Genomic DNA, 20,850 nt, shown 5'->3' on the forward strand with positions numbered 1-20,850 from the left:
TTTTCTATTTAACCCTCCGGATAAAATCAGCATTTATCTCGTTAAAATCGTGGACGATGCAAGACGCTCCTTCCAGATTCTGATATTTGGAATTTTCGCTAATATACCCCACACAGAAAATCCCGGAAGCACAGGCAGCTTTCACTCCACTGGTGCTGTCTTCGATAATAATACAATCATCTTTGGTGTTTTTTGAAAGCGATGCTGCATGCAGAAATATCGCCGGGTCGGGTTTGGACTTTGGAAAATCTTCGCCACTGACTTTGTGTGAAAAGAATCTGTCTAATTCAAAACGATTGAAAACCCTTGAAATCGTGCTTTTCGATGCCGATGATGCCAAAATCAGTTCTATCTCATTTTGGTGTAAATCTTCAATTAACCGTTCAACACCTGAAATCAAACTCAAATCAGGTTTAGTGTCGAAAGCATCGTTAAACAAGGCTCTTTTTCGCAATACCAAATCATTGACCTCACCTCCTATACCGTAAATATCTTTGATTTTCTGATAAACATTTTTAGTAGAATTACCTGTAAAGCTCGCATACAGTTCGTCGGAAACATCTATACGCAATTCTTCAAAATGTCTGAAATAAGCATATTTGTGTACCGGCTCGGTATCGACAATCACACCGTCCATGTCAAAAATTACGGTTTTTACCATGATTTTTATTGCAAATATACGCCAATTCACAGGGTTTTGGAACAAAAATATATTTTTATATGTTTTTTAAATCAGAGTTTTTGTATTTTTATTGAATATATTTATCTTTAGGGAAATTTTAATCCATTAACACCATTGTAATGTTAGAAGAAAAGAATGACAACCTGCAGCAAATTGCAGAAGGAAACGAACAAGAAATCAAAAAAGAAGTCGATGCCATAGAATCGATTAATGAGTCTAATGCGGAACAAAGTGAAGAAATTTCTTTGGGCGAAGACGCTTCGGTAGAAAGCCTGAACCTTGAATCTCTGTCGATGGACGAATTGGTGGAAACGCTGAAAAAATTAATGCAAAACCACAAACCTATCCTCATTAAAGACGAAGCGGAAGAAATCCGTAAAAACTTTTATGACAAATACAACGATTGGGTAGAGAGTAAAAAAGAATTATTTTTCCATGAAAACCCGGACGCTGAAGAGCAGGATTTTCAGTCTGACTATCCGATAAAACATAGTTTCGAGGAGGTTTATAACAACTACAAATCTGCCCGGCAAAACCAATATAAATCTATTGAAAAACAACTCAAAGACAACTTAAAGAGTCGGGAGGAAATCATCGAGGAACTCAAAGCACTTATTGATAATACCAGCAACTACAACGCAGCGTTAAAAGATATTCAGGACATCAGAGAACGTTGGAAAAATGCCGGAGCAATTCCGCGTGACAAATACAATATCGTATGGAATGATTTTCATTTCCATATGGAGCGTTTTTACGACCAGTTGCATCTCGACAGAGAAGCCCGTGATTTGGATTTCAAACACAATCTCGAACAAAAACAAAAATTGATTGAGCAAGCAGAGAATTTGCTAAACGAAACAAATATCCCTCAAGCATTCAGAGAGTTACAGCTTTTACACAGAATCTGGAAAGAGGAAACCGGCCCGGTTGATCGCGAAATCAGAGAAGAAATCTGGCAGAAATTCAGTGATATTACCAAACAACTACATGATAAAAAAGATGCTTATTACGAGCAGTACAGAGAAAGAGAAAAAGAAAATCTGACTCAAAAACTCAATATCATCGACGAAATAGAGCGTTTGGATTATTCACAGAATAAACTGCACAGCCATTGGCAAAAATCCATTAAGGCAATTAATACGTTGAGAGAGAAATTTTTCGGTATAGGCAGAGTTCCTCAGGAAAACAATCAGGAAGTTTGGGATAAATTTAAATCTGTCACCCGAAATTTCAATAAACAAAAGAACGAATTCTATAAAAACATCAAAAAGGAACAGCATGAAAATCTATTCAAAAAACGAGCGTTGATTGACAAAGCACGCGAGCTGAAAGACAGTGATGACTTTGAACGCGTGACGCCAATGATGATTCAGATTCAGGAAGACTGGAAAAAGATAGGTCACGTTCCAAGAAAAAACTCTGACGAAATCTGGAAAGAATTCAAAGAAACCTGTAATGCTTATTTCGACAGATACCATTCCATAAAAAACAAGGCGATGGGCGAAGAAATGGATAATTTCAATAAGAAAAAAGATTACCTGGAAGAGTTGAAATCGTTTGAAATGACCGGCGACCACAATGCTGATTTAGACGCGATCAAGCAACATATCGCTCATTGGAAATCGCTCGGAAAAGTGCCGCACACCCGCCGTCATATTGAAGGAAAATTCAACCGTATGCTCGATACTTTCTTCGACAAACTGAGTATGGGCAAAAAAGAGGGCGAGCTGGTTAAGTTTACCAACAGAGTGGCTAACATGATGGAAGAAAAAGACCAACGACGCATTCAGAAAGAATTTACTTTCCTACAACGCAAGGTCGATGAAGTTCAGTCAGATATTATGCAGCTGGAAAATAACATGATGTTTATTTCCGGGGCAGACAAAAACAATCCTTTGATGAAAGAAATCAATAAAAATATTGAGCGTCACAAAGAAGAACTGAAACTTTGGAAAGAAAAACTCGAGTATCTTAAAAATGCGAACAATGAGTCAGAATAAAAAAAACCGGGAAACCGGTTTTTCTGTTTTCTTAAAACTGTTGATGAGTTTTGTGCTGCTTAGTGTGCTGGCAGGTTGTTCAGCTACCCGAACAACTTCCAAACCAGCAGACTCATCGGTTTCGGGAACAACTACCGGGCAGATTCAGCATGAGTTTGCCAAAAAACTGGAAGTGAGCCCGAATGAAATCACGCAAATCAATCTCTACAACTATATTAATGACTGGCTCGGTGTGAAACATCGCCTCGGCGGAAATTCTAAATCCGGAATAGATTGTTCGGCATTTGCCGGAAATCTTTACCGGGAAATCTACCAAATTAATCTGCCGAGAACCTCAGCGGATATGGCAAAAGAAATCAAACCCACCAAGAAGCATAAGCTTAAAGAAGGTGATTTGGTTTTCTTCTCATTCGGAAAAAAACGGATTGACCATGTAGGCATTTATTTGAAAAACGACCGCTTTGTTCATGTTTCATCAAGCAAAGGCGTGATTATTTCAAAATTATCAGACCCTTGGTTCGAGAAATATCTGGTTAAGTACGGTTACGTAAATTAAAAAAGACCTTTCGGAATGAAAGGTCTTTTTTGTATGGTGCTTTCTTCTTCGAAGAAGAAAATTATTTTTTGAATTTAGCGTATTTGTTTTTGAATTTATCAATACGACCTGCCGTATCAATTAATTTAGATTTACCTGTGTAGTACGGGTGTGACGTACGCGAAATCTCCATTTTACAAAGCGGGTATTCTACCCCATCAACTTCGATAGTTTCTTTTGTATCTACTGTTGATTTTGTAATAAAAATGTCTTCGTTAGACATATCTTTAAACGCTACTAATCTGTAATTTTCCGGATGAATACCTTTTCTCATGATAAAATGTTTTAATCGTTATGGCTATTTGCTACCCCGAAGCTTTTCGGCTGCCCAAAAAGGTGTAAACAGCAAATAACTTTTTAATTTTTCTTTTTTTAAATTATTCAGACTGCAAACTTACAACTTTTTTAATTATCTGCAATAGGCTATGAATTAATTTTTTAATCATTTTTACCTGTCAACCAACCTATTCCTCCTTCAAAGCATTTCGGTATTCAATTCCCCAATTTGCAAAGGCTTTACAACGCCTTTCAAAATCTGTCTAAATTCGGTTACGTCATATTCTACTGTAATCAGTTTGGCGTTGAGTATCGTTTAGGTGCCAATTGGGTCATTTCCATATCCTGTAATCCGAAAACAATTGACTGAAGTAATGAATTCATAAAAGTAATACTTTACTTTTTTATTTCCACCACTTCTTAAATACTTGTGTACTGTCGTTTAGCATAACCGGTTCACCAATCATCGGGGTAATCAGGTTAAATGAATGTTCTTCAGCAGTATCAACAATTTTGTCCAACGGTTCGTACCAAGAATGCATTCCCAAAGCAAATTTTGAGTTGTGAACGGTCATCAGTTTTTTGGGCTGCAATTCTTCAATCGCTTTAACCAAATCTTCAGGAATCATGTGAATGTATTTCCACTCTTCGTTGTACTGTCCGTTTTCCATAATGGCGAAATCAATTACACCGAATTGTTCTTTAATTTTTTGGAAATGTGTATCATAACCCGTGTCGCCCGATACATAAATATTCCCAAAAGAAGGACTTTGCAACATATACCCTGCCCAAAGCGAATGGTTAGAGTTCAACCCTCTACCCGAAAAATGCCGTGCAGGTAGTGCGGTAATTTTCAGGCTTTCTAACTGAGTAGCATCGTTCCAATCCAATTCAATAATTTTAGAAACATCAAATCCCCAATGTTCAAAATGTACCCCGACACCCAACGGACAAATGATTTTTTGCGTTCGGTTTTTCAGGTTAAGCATCGTTTTATAATCAAGGTGGTCCCAATGGTCGTGCGTGATGATGAGATAATCCAAATCGGGCAAATCGTCGGGCTGATAATTGTTGGCTCCGGCAAATGCCTTGTTCACAAAAGGAACGGGAGAAGCGGAAACCAATACCGGGTCAAAAGCGATTTTTTTGCCTTCAATCTGCATATATAAGGAAGAATGACCTAACCAGACCAAAACGTCTTCATCGGGATTCAGGTTTTTCAAGTCGGTTTTAACAGACGGAATGTCTTTGGACGGATTCAAATCTTCTACTTTGGTAAACAAAAAATCCCAAAACACCCGGATTCTTGACTTATCGCTTATTAGCATCTTCGTAGGCGATTGATTTTTAAAAACTCCGTCTTTATAGTTAGGCGATTGTTTGATACGTTCCAATCGTTCGCCTTTGGGTAATTTACCAAACATCGGGTGTTGCATAAAAAGTAGTCCGCCGATTACGAGAACAACGATTACGCTTATAATTCCTATTATCATTTTTTTGAATATTTTCATTTTTCTTTTTGTTTTTGTTTTCCTGCAAATCACATAGATTGTCATCGATTTTTTTGCATAAATCCGTGCTATCTGCATTACACTCCGCTAAAATACACAAAAACAACCTCCAATCAGGGAGCTACTTTTTATAATTTTGTTAAAAGAATTACACCAATGCTTTTCCGGTTGATTCCGGAATGCGTCTTTATCTACAAAGGAAAATCGGATATGATTATCTTTTCATAATGTAAACAAATTGCGAAAGAATGGAAACATTTTACTGATTTCACAAAATATATATTTTAGAGCTTGCCAGTTTAAAATTTTCTCGTTGCGTTTATGTATATTTGCAGTGGAAATTTGACATCATTTTAAACAATCAACTATGGATTTAGAACAAAATATATGGTGGGAACAGGCAAATAATGATTCAGAAGCTGTGATTCTGGACGTTCGCACCGAGGAAGAAGTGGAAGAAAAAGCTATTCCGAATTCCATTAACTTTGATTTTTACCAAGGTCAGGGCTTTTTGGACGAGTTAGAAAAGTTAGATAAAAACAAAAGTTACTATGTATATTGCAAATCAGGCGGACGAAGCGGTCAGGCTTGTATGATTATGCAACAATTAGGCTTTGAAAAAACCTACAACTTAGTAGGTGGAATTACGGAATGGGAAGGTCCTGTTAAGTAAAACTCTATGGATTTAATTGATTTTATTCTGCATATAGATGTGCATCTGGCGGAACTTCTGGCAAATTACGGCATTTGGATTTACGCCATTTTGTTTCTTATTATTTTTGTAGAAACCGGCCTGGTTGTTATGCCTTTCCTACCCGGCGATTCGTTGCTTTTCGCAGCCGGAATGTTGGCAGCACAATACCCTGAAAGTCTCAACATCTGGATTGTAATCGCCTTGTTGCTTGTCGCAGCCATAACAGGCGACAGCCTCAATTACTCTATCGGAAAAAACATCGGCAACCGTATGCTGAATTTTAAAATATTCGGCAAAAAACCAGTTCAGCCACAACATATTGAGAAAACGCATGATTTCTATAACAAATATGGTAGTAAAACTATTGTTATTGCCCGTTTTGTACCGATTGTAAGAACCTTAGCTCCGTTTGTTGCGGGAATCGGCAGAATGAATTACTCTACTTTTATCAGTTATAATATTTTCGGAGCTATCTTGTGGGTCGTAGGGATAACTCTGGCAGGTTTTTTCCTTGGAAATATTCCGCTGATTAAAGACAATTTTTCTAAAGTAATTTTGTTAATTATCTTTATTTCCATTGTTCCGATAATCTTTTCGGTATGGAAAGAATGGAGAAAAAGTAAGCAGGTAGCATGACCACTGATTTGATAATTATCCTGCTGATTGCAGTCAATGTAATTGTCAGCTACAAAGGGTTTAATGACCGGGCTTTTTTCTCGAAATATATGTTTCATATCGGGAAAATTCAGCAAGGCGAAAGAATTCGCATGATTTCATCAGCATTTCTTCATGCCGACGTTACTCATTTGATTTTCAATATGCTGACTTTGTATATATTCGCACCGATAATTATTGGTTATTTCGGTTATGTTATTTTTCTGGTTATATACTTTATCAGCCTATTAGCAGGAAATCTGTTCACATTAAAACAACATCAGAACGAACCCAACTATTCCGCTATCGGAGCCTCCGGAGCAGTAACCGGGATTGTGTATGGCAGTATTGCTATTTACCCTGAAATGTCATTGTACTTATTTTTTATTCCTATCCCGATTCCGGCTTATATCTTTGCCATAGGATATATGCTTTATTCACTATACGGAATGAAAAAGCAGCTCGGAATGATTGGGCATTCTGCTCACATCGGCGGAGCTGTCGGTGGGTTGATAACCACTATATTATTTGACATTAATTTAATGCTGGATAATTATTTCATTATCCTCCTGATGCTTGTTCCGATAATTTTATTTTTCTTATTTTTACAAAAAAAATAAACTAAATTTTCGTTAATTTTCTTTATTAGTTGTTATATTTGTCTTTCTGAATATCAATGAACTACAAAAAAACAATCAATTAGGGAATGAAACTACTTTGTAAAACTTTCGTTATATTACTGTTTATCATCAGCAGTATTTCTGCCAATGCTCAATATTATTCAAAACATTATGTCGCACCCGCTCCCTGGCAATATTGGAGTGATGCTAATGAAATAGTTATTGGAACACTCAGTCCGACCCCGGTACAGGTAACTCTCAGCAAAAGTGATGGTACTTTAATAACCGATGAGTTAACTGTCAGCATAGATAATCCTATCAGCTATAGATTCCCGGGCAGCCCCAACGGTTTATCAAGAAATACACCCGGAACCACTCTCACAGACAGAGGGTTGATTGTAGAAGCAGAAGCTCCTGTGTTAGTCAATTTGCGAAATATTGCCTCAGATGCTCCGGCTGCTAACAGTTATCTTACCATAAAAGGGAATGCTTCTTTAGTGAGTTTTGGAGAAGAAGGCAAAGGGTTAGAATTCAGAATCGGCTATTACAGAACAAGTACCATAGGTTTATCAGACAACAATCCTGTATATTCGGTTATGGCAACGGAAGACGATACCGAAGTAACTATCCCTACTACTCCCCCGACAGTTGTGACTTTAGATGAAGGAGAAAGCAGAATGTTCCACGCCCCTATAGGTTCTTTGCTGACTGCCGACAAGTTCGTTGTAATGAACACAGGAAACTGGGGAGATACTCCTTGGAATAACCCGACTCCTTCCAATGGGCAAGACGGTACCTTTGACCAGATTGCTCCTATTCGTGTGTTAGGAACTCAATACCTCGTCGTAAGAGGCTGGGGTTTTCCTGCTACGCAAAATCACATCAATAACGGATATGGAGGAGAACAAACGACTATTGTTGCTGCGGAAGACAACACAACAGTAGAAATAGTTAATTATAATGCTGACGGAACAATATCTGCTGCAAATCCGGCGGAGACCATAACTTTGACATCGGCTGGCGACCACCACACTTTTTTTCACGGAGATAGAACCAATGCTCTTTCCTCATCTCTGATAGAAACGAACAAACCGGTGATTGTATATTCCGGGACAGAAGTACAATCAGAAACTGATATTTCTACAGTGTTACCCATCGGAGGGTGTGCCGGAGCATTAAACATTCAGGCAAGAAAATTTATTCACTATAATAACAGTAATTTACCTTACTCTGCTTTTTGTGTTATCGAAAGCCCAGACGAACCAGTAATGGTAAATAATCAGGATATAGAAACTTATCCGGGCGTGTCTCCCAGAACAGCTATAGGCACAACGGGGTTTTACCTGATTACATTTAATGATACGAATATTTCCAGCCCTGACGAGTTAATCATCACTTCAGATATGCCTCTAACAACAAGCATTGTGCAATCTGGCGAAGGCTTTTCAATGTCGGCGTTTTTCTCTGCATTCGGTCAGGCATCTCCTACTCCCGTTACCTTACAGGAAAACGATGATTGTACAGTAACTCTTGCTATTGAAAACACAGAGGGAATATTCGAATACGAATGGTTTTTAAACGGAGAATCTTTAGGAACGACTGAGGAAAATGAATGGATTGCTACCGAATCGGGTGTCTATTCAGTCAATGTATTTAGAACCTGCGGCTGGGGAATTATTTCTGAAGGATTAGAAGTAATTGTCAATCCATGTAGCGATTTGTCTATCACTAAAGAGTTGTTAAATCAGGAATATGATGAAGCCGTTTTTGAAATAACCGTAACCAACAATGATGAGATTTTCACAGAAATGAATGCTCAGGTTACAGATATTTTACCCTCCGGATATACCTATGTCAGCTCAACAGCTTCGCAAGGCAGCTATGATGAGACAACAGGAATATGGGACATCGGAACTTTAGCTCCAGGTCAATCCGAAACCTTAGAAATAACAGTTAAAATCAACGAACAAGGCGAATATGTTAATATAGCAACTGTACAGGGCGACAATGAAGATAAAAACCCGGACAATAACACAGATGAAGCGACCATTACTAAAGGTAGATTGATTTTCCAGAAAAATGCTTTGCAGGAGGCTGTATATCGTGTCGGCGAAGTGATTGAATATGAAATAACCATCAAAAATGACGGCCCATTACCTGTAATAGAAATCCATATTACCGATGATAATGCAGATGCAGGAAGTCTTGTTCCGAACTTTATCCCAAGGCTCGAACCTGGAGAAACAGCCATAATTACCGCCAAACACACAGTTACTCACAACGATTTTGTAGTGGGAGAAGTCGTGAATCAGGCTACACTCGAAACACCGACCGTACTGGATCAGGAAAGTTTCATTTCTGATGACCCTAAAACAGCTGAGTTGTATGACCCCACTATCGTGCCGGTTATCCGTACTGCTGACCTCAACGCGGTAAAAGATGACGGAATTATCTACTACAAACCCGGACAAGAAACTACTTATGTGATTGCTGTTACCAACAACGGCCCGAGTGATGCTATTGACATTATCGTAAGCGATCCTCTACCAGAAGGAGCTGTATATATGAGCTGGAATTCAACCATAAACACTTCCGGAAATGGCAATTTATACGATGTTATTCCGGTTTTGGCAGTCGGAGAAACAGTAACTTACTACGTAACGGTAAAAATAAGCGAAAGCCAGCTGGGCGATTTCATCAATATCGTTACCGTTGAATCAGAACACAACGAAGACCCTGTACCGGTATGTGAAACCTGTGTCGATGTTGACCGTCAGGAAGTGGTGATTCCGAAAGGCATTTCACCAAACGGGGACGGACTGAATGACAAACTCGATTTAACGCCTTTCCACGTGGCAAAGATTACCATATTCAATCGCTATGGTACTGAGGTTTACAGCAAAGATTTCTATACTAATGAATGGGAAGGACAATCCAATTCCGGCAAATTATTACCTGACGGAACCTATTATTATCAGGCATTTATAATTGGTGGATTCCTGCACAGTGGATATATTGAACTGACCAGAGAGACTAAATAATCTACTAAAGAGTTAAAAAAACTGCAAGACGTGATCTTGCAGTTTTTTTTATAGTTTATCTCATCTATTCTATCCCCAAATACTTCCGGAAATAACCGCATTCTGCAATCACGTCCTGATAATATCTGGTGTCGGAATAGTTTTCTTTTAAATCAACAAAACCTTTCCATTTTTTAAAACTTACAAAATCGCCATATGGATAAAAATAATCATTCGGCATAAAATAAGTGGTCGCATAAAAATCATTGCGTTCTACTTTTGCCTGCATATACGCCATTTTGGACTTTTGCTCTTTATCAACAGCGTGTTTTTGTGCCAATCCATAATACTTTTTCACGTTTTCCATTCCGTACAACATTTGTTCGTGCTCGTTGGAAATACTATTTCCGTATTCACTAATAATATCGTTGTAATAAAACGAACGCGCATTACCAAAATATGACGCATTGTAAAACGCATTGCCGACCAGCAACGCATTGTTATACACATCGTCGCCGGCTTCGATTTTTTCCTGCATTTCCTTTATTTTTTTAAGAAATGACAGTTGTGAATATTTTACTGATTGTTTAGCTTTGTGGTCACAATCGTTACAATCTTTGATTTTTCCATTGAAAGGATTCCCATACAATTCCTGCGTTTTATAATCAACTGTTACCGTTTCATATTCTTTGGTTTGCCAATTATATTCACGTCTTTCAAAAGTTGGGATTTTTTCAAACTCAGCAATTGCTTCCTCAATTTTATCCTGATAAAACAAATAAATTCCTCTGCTTTCATAAATATCAGCCAATTTGTATGGATAAATTCCTACAAAAACTTCCTGCCAGGCAGTTTTTGTTTTGCTCAACAACAGTTGTTCCATTGCTTCGCTTTGTTTTTGGTTTTTGTAAAATCCATTAATCGGATAAGTCAGTTCAGCCATCAAAAGATTGCCTTCTGTTTTATATATCGAACTTAAATATTTTTTGGTAAACGTCTGTAAATAAGTAATTCTATTTGATGATTCCCAATAATTCACATTAGATTCATCATAAAACAGCCAATTCACATCTTCAATCAATTTGCTTTCGGCATTAATATCCATTTTATCGGTACTCAACAAATTGTTGAACAAACGCAAACTGCGAACCTGTGCTTTTTGGTCTGTATTTTTGGCTAATTGATGTGCTTGCTGCAACTGATTTGCCGATTTTTGATAATCGCCAGCCAACGAGTTGAAATACGCCGATGCAGCTTTCCAGATATAAGGATTAGCCACTTTGTTATTATCTGCCACACTATTAATCCACTTCAATTCCGTATTATTTATTTTGCTTTTAAATGTTGATTTCGTTTTTTTCGTATCAACAATATCCAAAGCTTCATAACCTGTGTAAACATTGATGCTTTGCTCGTTGATATTGACCCAACGCGACAACAAAAAATCTAAATGTGGCGACTGCGGATTGAGTTTGTACAAATCTTGCATAGCCGTAAATTCGTTGGTATAATAGCCTTGCAAGGCATACAAAGCTTCTTTGGTCGATTTATCGGAAACGGCTTTTACCGATTTTTCAAATTCTTTCTCGCCCAATGGTCGATAATCAAACAAAGCCGATGGCATTAAAGGTTCGGATTTATCAAAAACTTCTGCAAAAACAGCATTTGATTTCTCGTAATTTTTCACAGATTTATACGCACCGCCCACATAGCTCAACGCTTGATAATACAAATTATTTTTGGGTTGATTTTTCTCGGTTTCGTTAAAAAAAGGAATAACAGAACTTCTGTCTTCCGAATAAAATTTGGCACGAACTACCTGAAACCACAGACGGTTTTTATAAAATGTATCTTTTTTGGACGTTTTGTTATAAATCTGTTCTTTGTGGCTTACAAAATCTTTGTCGGCATTGAGTGCTATCCGATTGTCGTAATCCCAGTAATTATAGGTTTGATTGGAATAAGATTCTATTCCTCGCGACATTAAAATAAACTCCAGAAAATTTTTCGTTTCCTGACGGCTGAAATCTAACTCGTATTGTTTTTGCACAAGATTATTTAACAATTTTTCAGGGGTTTCCGGTTCCGAAAGTTCAGCTAAAATTTCATTTAGCGTTTCATCATACAGATAATATTCCACTGTTTTTGCGTCGTATTTTCCCAGATAATTTTTCCAGTCTTTTATCGTTTCTTCTTTGAACAAATCGGTTGTACTCTGAATATTATATCCATTATAAAAAATGGTATAATCATCGTAAAAAAACGGTTCGTAATTTTTGTTATTTACGGTAATTTCGGGCGAAAAAATAGAAGTGTAACCCGCACCCCACCAGCCGTCGGCACAGCCATAGGCGTAAATTCCATACATCATGCTAACGGCAACACTACCAATGGCAAACAGCTTGATAAGTCTTTTTTTCATATTCGGTCAAATTTTGTTCACTCAAATCGTAAAGAATAATTTCTTTGGGTTTATTTTTTATGTTTTTTCTTAAATCCGTAACCATTTCTTTTAGCTGTTTTGCTGATGGTTCTTCGATTTTAATTACATCGTCTTTTGCCAGATAACGTCCGTTGTACACAAAATCATCTGTTACCTGATATTGATTTTCGTTTAGCTTCTTAAAATGGTCGTTCTGCATATCTTTCTGACGCATTCCTCCAATCAAATTCACCACCTGATTGTCTCGGATGTGTACGCCCCAGCTAAAAATCGGCAAGGCTATATCCAAAGGTAAGGAATAATTTTGCAATGATTTGATATAACGCCGAGCAATCGCTTGTTCGTAAATAGAATTGTCGTCGCCGGCACTAATCACACCCATATTGTAATACATCAAAACACCGGTTTCTACTTCGGGAATTCCTGTTTTTTCGGGATATTTAATCTGATGCAAACGAATTGTTGCCGAAAGATTTGGGTGCAGTTTTTTAAATTCATCAATAAACTGAAAATAATTATCTTTTGATTTCAAGCTCCAATCGCAATCAAACTGGATTTCATTGACGGTTATTTCTGCCGATTTATTGATTTGCTGAATGTAGTTAAACACTTTAGTTGCCAAACTGTCGGTTGTATTTTCGCTTAAAAAAACTTCATTCTTAATATAAATAACCGGAATAACCTCATAGCCTTGTGGTTTTTCTTGAAAAATAACAGGTGCAACAGGAATGGCCTCGGCGTTTTTTAATGCTACATCAAAATAACGCACATACAACCTGCGAACTTCCAAATCATTCAAATATTCTTTTTCGGTATCTGTAAGTTGGAAAGCGGTACGCCAAAAGTAGAACGAAAGCGGTACTTTTTCAGTTTTAGAAACACACGAAAACAAAATAAATATCGATAAGATGACGAGGTATTTTTTCATATCTCAAAGATAGAAAAGAAAGCAACAAATTTGTCATTTCAACGAAGGAGAAATCTCTAATTATCATCGAAACAAGATTTTTCGATTCCGCCCCGTTTCGCTCAAAATGACACTTTTTTACACGTCTTCTTTGTCAGCAAGATTATTTCTTTTTCCAATGATAAATTTCTGAACTCACATAAGTTGAATCAGGTAAAAAATTAACAACAAAAGTTTTAGTTTCGACAGGATCAAAACTCCAACCATAATCGGTGTAAATATCATATTTGAGTTGAACATATATTGAATCGTGATATTCTCCTTTTTGTCCTAACAATTCAGCAACATCTTTATATTTCATTCCTGATTTCAGATAATTGTTCTGTAAATCTTCTATCATAAATTCTCTGTGGTTATAGAAAATATCATCTTTGGCATCCCATTCTTCTTTATCAAAAGGAATTTGTCTTGAACAAGAAACCAACAACATTACTATAAGAACAATGGATAAACAACTATTTTTCATCACTACAAAATATATCACAAATAGAAAGCCCTTATTCAAAAAAACAAAAACCCCAAACATGTCTGTCTGAGGCTTTCGCAAACAAATTATTATGAAAAATTTTAGAATGCTCCAATGAAATGATTTCCCGATTCATTAATAAGCTTTGCTCCTTTTTTTACTTCCCCTGTTTTGCTGTTTAGGATATAAATATTTCCATTTTTCCCAACCGGAGCTATGGCAACATACACCTCATCTCCTACAACAGCAAACCCTTGATATTGAAAAGAATATAAGTCTGCATCATAAGGTAAATCTACTCGCTCGGCCGTTCTATTGAACAAATCTACACGTGCCAAAAAGCTTTGACTGTTACCTGTCAGTGCACTTTCTTCCGAACCATTATGGGTGTACATCACATAAGCGATTCCATTACTTGCATATCTCCAGGATTCCACATAAGAACCTGTCACACCTAAAGCATCATCTAAAGAGAATACATACGAATTATCATATTTATTGCTTTGGTTGATTCTCAATATTTTAGAACCATTTACATCTCTTTGTGTCGCTTGGTAGATGTTACCGTCATCAGCCACAAAGCTATTAAAACTTCTGTATCCGCTAGTATCTCCATTAGCATTAGTTGATGTAATCACAGTTGGGTTTGTTAATGAAGGGTAGTCCACCACTACCGATTTTGCTCCCAAACGCTCATATGCATTTGTATCATTTTCACCAGTCTGAGGGTCTGTTTTTCTCATCCATGTACCGATAATTAATTTATTTTTAGCTTTGTTAAGTACCGGTGCATCTAACCTGAAGATATGGTATCCCTGATTTTCTTCTTCGGCTGTCAACGGAATTTCATACTGCTCATAATTGGCAATCGCAGCATTTTTCAAGTCCAATGCTAAAACTGTTGCTAAACCACGGGTATATTCATAATCTCCTTCATTTGGAGTAGGTGCACTCACATTTACAGCTACTCCGGTTTGATCTCCGTCAAATAATTTTGCCCAACGAGGCGATGTTCCGGCATACTCTGCGATACTTACTTTAGCACCATACTCTACGAAATTATTTCCGCCTTCTACTCTATATGTAGAAAATTCACCTCCGTTATCACCAGCATAAGCGATATTAAACAAAGTGTTTCCGTCCTCAGAAATTTGTAAACGAGCAGTTCTTTGCGAGCGAACATTAAAGCCATCTTCAAAAACACGGATTTCTTTGTTCGGATCTTTAGCATCTGCTTCAGATACGGAATAAATTACCGTTCCTCCATTTCCGTCACCGGGATTATCTCCGTGTTTGGCACCCGCAATGGTAATCCATCTTTCGCCGTCTTGCCTACCTTCTTCTTTGTCGGTAGCATTATCATCGTTGTTACATCCTACGAATGCAAAGGCTGTCAGTAATGACCCTATGGTCAAAAGTCTAAAAAATCTGTTTTTCATGATATTTATTGGTTAGTTTATAATTTAAAAAATGAATAATTAAGTTTCACATAGAAAGCTCTGCCTGGTTTTTGTACAGCGAAATTGTCATACGCCTGAGCATTGAAAATATTGTTCATATCAAAACTGAGCACGAATTGTTTGCTTGGAAAAGTATAGCTCAATCCGGCATTATGTACAAATTGTTGCGGAATCTCAAAAGCTTCCACTCCTTTTACAACTCTTGGTACCCAGATCCCGTAAAATGAATCAACAAAGTTGAAATCATAATAAATATTCAGAGAAGATTCTTTCTGAATGATTTCGCCTGCTGCATATTGCAATCCTACATATGCATTGAGATAAGGCTCATTTGGTAACTGAACATTATAATTGCTCAACACATTTCCGTTATTGTCATATTTCACATTGTATCGACTGTCAAACTTCGAGGCTTGTGCAATCAGGAATAATTTCTCGTTATAATCATATTTTAGTTCCACCTCAAATCCTTGTGATTTTGTTTTGCCTAGATTTTCAAAAGGTGCTTGTTCTACGGCATCATTAAGGTTGGAGGTTGCTCGTCGCATAATTTTATCTTTGGTATCACGGATAAATCCTGTAGCTCCTAAAGAAAATCGGTGTTTAGCTACTTGATACGGTCCTATTTTGAATCCGAGATTAATGTTATTGCTTTCTTCTGGTTTCAGTCCAAAATTAGATACAATATTTAAATCCGGTTCACCATAAATTTCGTTATCTGTTGGCATTCTTACTGCTTTTTCGGCAGAAAATAACAAGGCTACTGCATCGGTAATCAAATAAGAACCAGCAAAACCATAACCGTTTGTGTTAAAATCTCTTTCATATTGATTTTGCACAATCACTCCCTGTTGAATAGCCGGATCAATTTTGTTGGTTTTTTGCTGATAATATTTATAAAAAAGGTTGGTTTTCAATCTGCTTTCGAAAAATCGTGCCTGATAATATGCCGACAAAATCTGCTTGCTATTTTTCCCGCTCGGAATAAACTGACGCTGTAAATCAGTTTTCATCAAATCGTCATCAGTCCGTTTCATCTTGTCGAGAAAATAATTAACCCCTACTTTGTGATTGTCTGTGATTTCGTAGTCTAACTGCGATCTGGAAGCTAACACATTTCTGTTCACGTGCAATATAGTCGGTGCTCCTTGCTGTGCTCCGTCTGGTGTTTTTAGATAGTCACCTTTAATACCTACGACCTTTTCTCCGTACCAATTATATGCCCATGATACTGTATCATTAACCACTGTTTTACGTTTTCCGAATTGGTTATTGGTACGAAACGTCAACCCTTTTATGAATATGTCTTTTTTAGCGTAATTTACATTAACGATATTCGCTTCCGATTCGCTGAATCTCCCCTTATAAGGTCTGGTCATATATAAACCGTGCTGGATTTCATTGTAGGAATAAGAACCATTGTAGTTGATAAAAAACTCATCAGCCCATTTTACGTCTACAAAACCTAACTCAAACCTGCTTCCGTATGATTTATATGCATCGTTGAACCTTTTTACACGAAGATTTTCTTCAATTTGTCCATTAGGCAATGTTTGTTTGACGAATTTGCCCCAAATTTCATAATCGTTATCTGAATAATTATAGAATCCGGAAAAACGAAAAGTCAATCCTGATTTTTCATCGCTATAATTTCCGAACAAGTTTGCCTGAAAAGTGTTGAACGAACCATAAGAAAGTGACGCATTGGCATTCGTATATTTACCTTTTTTCATTACAACATTGATGATTCCACCCATAGCATCGTCAGACAAATGAGCTGGTAACACCCCTTTGTACACCTCAATTCTTTCAATCAAAGCCGGCGGAATGCTACTCAGGTTGAATGAACTTCCGAATATAGAAATTGGGACACCATCAATCATCACCCGCACAGCATTCCCCGACATTCCGTTAAGGTTATAATTTACACCGGAACCTAAACCACCATTCTGGCGAACACGCACACCAACGGTTCGGTCGAGCAAATCATTGGTTTGTATGTTTCGCAATGACGCCTCTTTGGTTTCTACAACATTCATCGCAAAACCTTCTTTTTCTTTCTGTGATTTTACGGATTCAATCTGAATAGTCAACTCGTCGAGCTCGCCTGATTGTTCTGTAAAAAACACAATATCAAATGTTTTTTCCTCAGGAATCTGAACAGTATATTCCACTGATTTCCCCTGATAAGAGGATGTTATTTCATAGCTTCCTGCTACAATATCTGTAAAAACATATTCTCCGGATTCATTAACTGTTGTCTGACGGCTAAAAGACTGATTGGTTATCCGAACTGATGCTCCCGACAGAATCTCGCCTCCATCATTATATACCCAGCCATTTAATTTATGTTGGGCATTTATATGGTGCACAGTCAATAATAACACAATAAGCAAGTAATAGTTTCTCATACCGAAATTATTTTCAGGCAAAACTAATTACTATTTTTATTGAATCCAAATAAAAAATCGTTTTATCCAACCTCATGAAATATATATCCAAAAAACATAACCAACTGAAAAAATGTTTAATTTTGCACTTTTAATAACACAACCATAATTCGCCTTTATTAAAATGGAAAAAAATTCATTCTCTTCAAGACACATCGGTCCGAGAGCAGACGATGCACAAAAGATGTTAGACACCATTGGTGTTAAAGACATCGAACAATTATTGTATGAAACATTTCCGGACAAAATCCGATTAGAAAAGGACCTGGAATTAGAGCCGGCAATGAGTGAATATGAATACTTGAATTATGCAACTCAGTTAGGTCAGAAAAACAAAGTTTTTCGTTCATTAATCGGAATGGGATATCACGAAGCAGTAGTTCCTGCGGTTATCCAAAGAAATATATTTGAAAACCCGGGCTGGTACACTGCCTACACACCATATCAAGCTGAAATTGCACAAGGGCGATTAGAAGCTTTGCTAAATTACCAAACCGTAATCATTGAACTGACCGGAATGGAAATTGCCAATGCTTCGCTACTTGACGAATCGACGGCTGTTGCCGAGGCTATGGCACTTTTGTTTGATGTAAGAACAAGAGATCAAAAGAAAAATAACGCCAACAAGTTTTTTGTTTCAGAAGAAGTTTTACCACAAACTATTTCTGTTTTACAGACAAGAGCAATTCCTATCGGTGTAGAACTTGTAATTGGCAAACATGAAGATTTCAATTTCGGAGAAGATTTCTTCGGGGCAATTCTTCAATATCCGGGCAAATATGGTCAGGTATATGATTATGCTGATTTCATTCACAATGCTCATAGCAAAGACATCAAAGTAGCTTTGGCGGCAGATATTTTGTCTCTGGCAAGATTACAATCTCCTGGCGAGTTGGGTGCTGATGTAGCTGTTGGTACCACACAAAGATTTGGGATTCCACTCGGATTCGGCGGACCTCACGCTGCATATTTTGCTACCAAAGAAGAATACAAGCGTTCTATGCCGGGACGCATCATCGGAAAAACCAAAGACATGAATGGCAACGAAGCTTTACGCATGGCTTTGCAAACCCGTGAGCAACATATCAAAAGAGAAAAAGCAACTTCGAATATTTGTACTGCTCAGGTATTATTGGCCGTTATGGCAGGAATGTATGCGGTTTACCACGGTCCTAAAGGCTTGAAAAAAATCGCTAACCAAGTACACGCCGCTGCTGTAACTATTGCTGAAGCTGTTGAGAACTTAGGCTTTGAACAAGTGAACAACGGATTTTTCGATACACTTCATTTCAAAGCTCCGGCTGAAAAAGTAAGAACAATCGCTGAAAGCAAAAACTATAATTTCTTTTATCCGAACGCCGATACCGTAGTTTTGTCCACTAACGAAACTATCAATTTGGAAGACATCAATAACATCATTGGGATTTTCGCTGAAGCTGCCGGAAAAGAAACAGAAAAAATCACAGCATTTTCTCCTCAGGCAATGATTCCTGTAAAACTGGAAAGAACATCTGCATTCCTTGAACATGAGGTTTTCAACTCTTACCATTCAGAATCACAAATGATGCGTTACATCAAAAAACTAGAACGCAAAGATTTGGCACTGAATCATTCGATGATTTCATTAGGTTCATGTACAATGAAACTCAATGCCGCGTCGGAAATGTTGCCTTTGAGCCAACCAAACTGGAATAACATTCATCCGTTTGCCCCTGCTTCTCAGGCAGAAGGTTATTTGCAAATGCTGAAAAAACTGGAACATCAGTTAAGCGTTATTACCGGATTTGCCGGAACAACCTTACAGCCAAATTCCGGTGCTCAAGGAGAATTTACCGGATTGATGGTTATCAGAGCCTACCATGAAGCCCGTGGCGAATCACACCGAAACATCGCTTTGATTCCGGCTTCGGCACACGGAACCAACCCGGCTTCGGCAGCCATGGCTGGCATGAAGGTAGTCGTGGTAAAAACCACAGAAAAAGGAAATATCGATGTAGAGGATTTCAAAGCGAAAGCCGAACAGCACAAAGACAACCTTTCTTGTGCAATGATTACCTACCCTTCTACACACGGTGTGTATGAGGCTTCCATCATTGATTTGACTAATATTGTTCACGAAAACGGAGGACAAATATATATGGACGGTGCCAACATGAACGCTCAGGTTGGGTTAACGAATCCTGCCAAAATCGGTGCAGACGTTTGCCACCTGAATTTACACAAAACATTTGCCATTCCGCACGGTGGTGGCGGTCCGGGTGTAGGACCTATTTGTGTGGCTGAGCATTTGGTAGCGTTTTTACCGAACAATCCAATCGTGAAAGTCGGTGGCGACAAAGCGATTACAGCTATTTCGGCTGCTCCTTACGGTTCTGCATTGGTATGTTTGATTTCATTCGGATACATCACGATGTTGGGCACAAAAGGTCTGAGAGCCGCTACAGAAATGGCTATTTTAAATGCCAATTATATGAAAGCTCGTTTGGAAAACGATTTTACCATATTATATACAGGCGAAAGAGGTCGTGCTGCTCACGAAATGATTGTGGACTGCCGTATGTTTAAAGCAAAAGGCATTGAGGTAACTGATATTGCCAAACGATTGATGGATTACGGTTTCCACGCACCGACCGTATCTTTCCCGGTTGCCGGAACATTGATGATTGAACCGACAGAATCAGAAGATTTGTCAGAACTTGACCGTTTCTGTGATGCTTTAATCAGCATTAAAAAGGAAATTGATGAAACGGAAGAAGGCGACACCAACAATGTGCTAAAAAATGCACCGCACACTTTGGATATGCTGACTGCTGATAATTGGGATTTACCTTACAGCCGACAAAAAGCAGCTTATCCGCTGAGCTATCTGGCAGAGAATAAATTTTGGCCGGCAGTTCGTCGTGTAGATGATGCCTATGGCGACAGGAATCTGATTTGTTCTTGTGCTCCGATTGAGGCTTATTTAGAAAGTTAAATTTGTTTATTAATAAAGAGGTGGTCATGAAAGACTGC

The 20,850-nt window shown here is 37.8% G+C and carries 15 protein-coding genes; 7 read left to right on the top strand and 8 right to left on the bottom strand.

The features are described 5' to 3' along the window. Positions 1-4: 4 nt before the first annotated feature. The gene (locus tag CDL10_RS04870) at positions 5-661 is read right to left on the bottom strand and encodes an HAD family hydrolase (RefSeq protein ID WP_100677499.1); all 657 of its coding nucleotides are present in this window, start codon (positions 659-661) and stop codon (positions 5-7) included. 140 nt (positions 662-801) lie between these two features. Between CDL10_RS04870 and CDL10_RS04875 the strand changes: the two genes are divergently transcribed. After that, complete coding sequence (locus tag CDL10_RS04875) at positions 802-2,682, top strand: DUF349 domain-containing protein (RefSeq protein ID WP_100677500.1); 1,881 nt, start codon at positions 802-804, stop codon at positions 2,680-2,682. Then, entirely contained in the window at positions 2,669-3,238 is a 570-nt protein-coding gene (locus CDL10_RS04880; protein WP_207760137.1) for a C40 family peptidase, read from the top strand. The genes CDL10_RS04875 and CDL10_RS04880 overlap by 14 nt, the downstream gene beginning before the upstream one ends. Positions 3,239-3,299: 61 nt before the next feature. Here CDL10_RS04880 and CDL10_RS04885 read toward each other — a convergent pair whose 3' ends face one another. Both CDL10_RS04885 and CDL10_RS04890 read right to left on the bottom strand, forming a co-directional pair. Then, positions 3,300-3,551, bottom strand: a complete 252-nt coding sequence (locus tag CDL10_RS04885) for a type B 50S ribosomal protein L31 (protein ID WP_100677501.1) — start codon at positions 3,549-3,551, stop codon at positions 3,300-3,302. Between the two features lie 406 nt (positions 3,552-3,957). Continuing rightward, the gene (locus tag CDL10_RS04890; protein ID WP_243389293.1) at positions 3,958-5,064 is read right to left on the bottom strand and encodes an MBL fold metallo-hydrolase; all 1,107 of its coding nucleotides are present in this window, start codon (positions 5,062-5,064) and stop codon (positions 3,958-3,960) included. 367 nt (positions 5,065-5,431) lie between these two features. On the opposite strand from CDL10_RS04890, the gene CDL10_RS04895 reads away from it, so the two are divergent. The 4 genes from CDL10_RS04895 (at position 5,432) to CDL10_RS04910 (ending at position 10,073) form a co-directional block, all read left to right on the top strand. Then, positions 5,432-5,737, top strand: a complete 306-nt coding sequence (locus CDL10_RS04895) for a rhodanese-like domain-containing protein (protein WP_100677502.1) — start codon at positions 5,432-5,434, stop codon at positions 5,735-5,737. A 6-nt stretch (positions 5,738-5,743) separates the two neighbouring features. Continuing rightward, entirely contained in the window at positions 5,744-6,394 is a 651-nt protein-coding gene (locus CDL10_RS04900) for a DedA family protein (RefSeq protein WP_100677503.1), read from the top strand. Beyond that, positions 6,391-7,032, top strand: coding sequence for a rhomboid family intramembrane serine protease (locus tag CDL10_RS04905; protein WP_100677504.1), 642 nt, complete (start codon positions 6,391-6,393; stop codon positions 7,030-7,032). The genes CDL10_RS04900 and CDL10_RS04905 overlap by 4 nt, the downstream gene beginning before the upstream one ends. A gap of 86 nt (positions 7,033-7,118) precedes the next feature. Next, complete coding sequence (locus CDL10_RS04910) at positions 7,119-10,073, top strand: DUF7507 domain-containing protein (protein WP_100677505.1); 2,955 nt, start codon at positions 7,119-7,121, stop codon at positions 10,071-10,073. A gap of 64 nt (positions 10,074-10,137) precedes the next feature. Here CDL10_RS04910 and CDL10_RS04915 read toward each other — a convergent pair whose 3' ends face one another. From CDL10_RS04915 to CDL10_RS04935, 5 genes are all read right to left on the bottom strand, one after another. Next, positions 10,138-12,474 carry a hypothetical protein gene (locus tag CDL10_RS04915; protein WP_100677506.1) on the bottom strand — a complete coding sequence of 779 codons (2,337 nt, stop codon included), beginning with the start codon at positions 12,472-12,474 and terminating at the stop codon, positions 10,138-10,140. Next, positions 12,437-13,423 (bottom strand): hypothetical protein, encoded by a 987-nt coding sequence (locus tag CDL10_RS04920; RefSeq protein ID WP_100677507.1) that lies wholly within the window; start codon positions 13,421-13,423, stop codon positions 12,437-12,439. Before CDL10_RS04920 ends, CDL10_RS04915 begins: the two co-directional genes overlap by 38 nt. A gap of 142 nt (positions 13,424-13,565) precedes the next feature. After that, complete coding sequence (locus CDL10_RS04925; protein ID WP_133119456.1) at positions 13,566-13,928, bottom strand: hypothetical protein; 363 nt, start codon at positions 13,926-13,928, stop codon at positions 13,566-13,568. A gap of 101 nt (positions 13,929-14,029) precedes the next feature. Next, positions 14,030-15,367 carry a hypothetical protein gene (locus CDL10_RS04930; protein ID WP_100677509.1) on the bottom strand — a complete coding sequence of 446 codons (1,338 nt, stop codon included), beginning with the start codon at positions 15,365-15,367 and terminating at the stop codon, positions 14,030-14,032. A 17-nt stretch (positions 15,368-15,384) separates the two neighbouring features. Next, positions 15,385-17,799: a TonB-dependent receptor gene (locus CDL10_RS04935; RefSeq protein WP_100677510.1), complete on the bottom strand. Its 2,415-nt coding sequence runs from the start codon at positions 17,797-17,799 to the stop codon at positions 15,385-15,387. 163 nt (positions 17,800-17,962) lie between these two features. On the opposite strand from CDL10_RS04935, the gene gcvP reads away from it, so the two are divergent. Beyond that, positions 17,963-20,812, top strand: coding sequence for an aminomethyl-transferring glycine dehydrogenase (gene gcvP, locus CDL10_RS04940; protein ID WP_100677511.1), 2,850 nt, complete (start codon positions 17,963-17,965; stop codon positions 20,810-20,812). The last annotated feature ends 38 nt before the right edge of the window (positions 20,813-20,850 follow it).

Source organism: Avrilella dinanensis, assembly GCF_002807015.1.
Lineage (GTDB): Bacteria > Bacteroidota > Bacteroidia > Flavobacteriales > Flavobacteriaceae > Flavobacterium > Flavobacterium dinanensis.

Bases quoted from the DNA above. Each gene is read 5' to 3' on its own strand.
- CDL10_RS04920 (WP_100677507.1), bottom strand. From the start codon at position 13,423: ATGAAAAAATACCTCGTCATCTTATCGATATTTATTTTGTTTTCGTGT.
- gcvP (WP_100677511.1), top strand. From the start codon at position 17,963: ATGGAAAAAAATTCATTCTCTTCAAGACACATCGGTCCGAGAGCAGAC.
- CDL10_RS04935 (WP_100677510.1), bottom strand. From the start codon at position 17,799: ATGAGAAACTATTACTTGCTTATTGTGTTATTATTGACTGTGCACCAT.
- CDL10_RS04890 (WP_243389293.1), bottom strand. From the start codon at position 5,064: ATGAAAATATTCAAAAAAATGATAATAGGAATTATAAGCGTAATCGTT.
- CDL10_RS04875 (WP_100677500.1), top strand. From the start codon at position 802: ATGTTAGAAGAAAAGAATGACAACCTGCAGCAAATTGCAGAAGGAAAC.
- CDL10_RS04885 (WP_100677501.1), bottom strand. From the start codon at position 3,551: ATGAGAAAAGGTATTCATCCGGAAAATTACAGATTAGTAGCGTTTAAA.
- CDL10_RS04910 (WP_100677505.1), top strand. From the start codon at position 7,119: ATGAAACTACTTTGTAAAACTTTCGTTATATTACTGTTTATCATCAGC.
- CDL10_RS04915 (WP_100677506.1), bottom strand. From the start codon at position 12,474: ATGAAAAAAAGACTTATCAAGCTGTTTGCCATTGGTAGTGTTGCCGTT.
- CDL10_RS04925 (WP_133119456.1), bottom strand. From the start codon at position 13,928: ATGAAAAATAGTTGTTTATCCATTGTTCTTATAGTAATGTTGTTGGTT.
- CDL10_RS04880 (WP_207760137.1), top strand. From the start codon at position 2,669: ATGAGTCAGAATAAAAAAAACCGGGAAACCGGTTTTTCTGTTTTCTTA.
- CDL10_RS04870 (WP_100677499.1), bottom strand. From the start codon at position 661: ATGGTAAAAACCGTAATTTTTGACATGGACGGTGTGATTGTCGATACC.
- CDL10_RS04900 (WP_100677503.1), top strand. From the start codon at position 5,744: ATGGATTTAATTGATTTTATTCTGCATATAGATGTGCATCTGGCGGAA.
- CDL10_RS04930 (WP_100677509.1), bottom strand. From the start codon at position 15,367: ATGAAAAACAGATTTTTTAGACTTTTGACCATAGGGTCATTACTGACA.
- CDL10_RS04905 (WP_100677504.1), top strand. From the start codon at position 6,391: ATGACCACTGATTTGATAATTATCCTGCTGATTGCAGTCAATGTAATT.
- CDL10_RS04895 (WP_100677502.1), top strand. From the start codon at position 5,432: ATGGATTTAGAACAAAATATATGGTGGGAACAGGCAAATAATGATTCA.